Source organism: Janthinobacterium sp. 1L-D-8-B-C4 (assembly GCF_057291295.1).
In genome coordinates this window covers 1-1449 of sequence record NZ_JBXAVX010000038.1, presented here as the reverse complement: position 1 = coordinate 1449, position 1449 = coordinate 1, and the positions used below count along the sequence as shown (strand labels likewise).

The following is a 1449-nucleotide window of genomic DNA, read 5'->3' as shown; positions in this document are numbered from 1 at the left end:
TGAACTGACCCCAAATAGTTGGACGGTTTAATTTGCTAGCTGCTCAAGAACTGAGTTCTGTACTGCACAGGACTCAGCCCTTTTAGCTTGAGCTTGATACGGTCATGATTATAGTAGTGAATGTACTTTTTGATACCCCGCTGTAGTTCCTCGACACTAGTAAATTTATTCAGATAGAAGAACTCAGTCTTGAGCACGGCGAAGAAGCTTTCCATGGCTGCGTTGTCGAGGCAGTTTCCTTTGCGGGACATACTTTGTTCCAGCCCCTTATCGCTCAGCATTTTCTTGTATGCAGGCATCCGATATTGCCATCCCTGGTCAGAATGTAGCATAGGTTTGTCTTTCGCTTTCAGTTTGGCCAGCGCCTTCTGGAGCATTGAGCTCACCAGATTGAACACGGGCCGTCTAGCTGTTTCAAACGCAACGATTTCACCGTTATACAAGTCCATCACCGGCGAAAGATACAGCTTCTCGCCAGCGACGTTAAACTCCGTCACGTCCGTTACCCATTTCTGATTCGCTACCTCTGCCTGAAATTGACGCTGCAAGATATTGGTCGCCGCCTGGCCAACTTCGGCTTTATACGAGCGATATTTCTTCGGCCGCACCAACGACCTCAAGCCCAGCTGGGTCATCTGGCGTTGTACAGTCTTATGGTTGACCTGCTGACCCAACTGCCGAAGAGCGAGTGTCACGCGTCGATATCCATAACGCCCCTTGTGGCGTGCGAAAATGGTTCGAATTTTCTGCTTCAATGCATCATGCTTGTCGGCCACCTGCGCAACCTTTTGCTGATAGTAAAAGGTACTGCGCGGCAGGCCGGCCAGCTTGAGCAAGTCTGTCAGAGGAAATTGCTGCCTTAGTTCGGCGACTACTTGTGCTTTTTGTGCACTGTTGTCTGCTGCTCTTGCTGCTGCTGAACCAAGGCTTTCAACTTTTTTAGGTAGGCATTCTCCATGCGCAGGAAGTTGACCTCCGCGAGCAGTTCTTCGCGGCTACGAGTTTCATCATCTACGTGGGTTACAGGCTGAGGCGACTGAGGGGTAGGCATATTTTTAGGTTTGCCGCGCTGTCGCGGCTTCAGGGCGTCTATACCGCCACTATGATAGCAGCGCTCCCATAGCGAGATGCATTTCCCGCCGCGGATATTAAATACTGCTGCAGTCTGGCGATAAGAGAGTTTGTTGGCCCACATGTGCTCCAATATCTGCAAGCGCCGCTCTACCGGATAGTGGGTAAACTTCTTCTCCAAACCAGCTTGCCCATGAACGTTATACAAAGAGAGCCAATGTTCAACCATCGAATGATGAATGCCGTACTGGCGGGCGGTAGTCTTGGCTCCTGCTTCACCTCGTAGACATTGCTGGATAACGTCCAGTTTGAATTGCATACTGTACTTTGCCATAAAAAACCCCGAAAGTTTGTGTCCAACTTTCGGGGGGCAGTTCA

General features: G+C 50.1%; 1 protein-coding gene. It reads right to left on the bottom strand.

The window, feature by feature from the left end:
* Positions 1–35 precede the first annotated feature (35 nt).
* Positions 36–1405, bottom strand: a protein-coding gene (locus AC0Z42_RS29690; protein ID WP_485471641.1) for an IS3 family transposase whose coding sequence is annotated in 2 segments (ribosomal slippage) — positions 36–931 and positions 931–1405 — 1371 coding nt in all. Because the reading frame shifts where the segments join, the coding sequence is not laid out codon by codon here.
* Between the last annotated feature and the right edge of the window lie 44 nt (positions 1406–1449).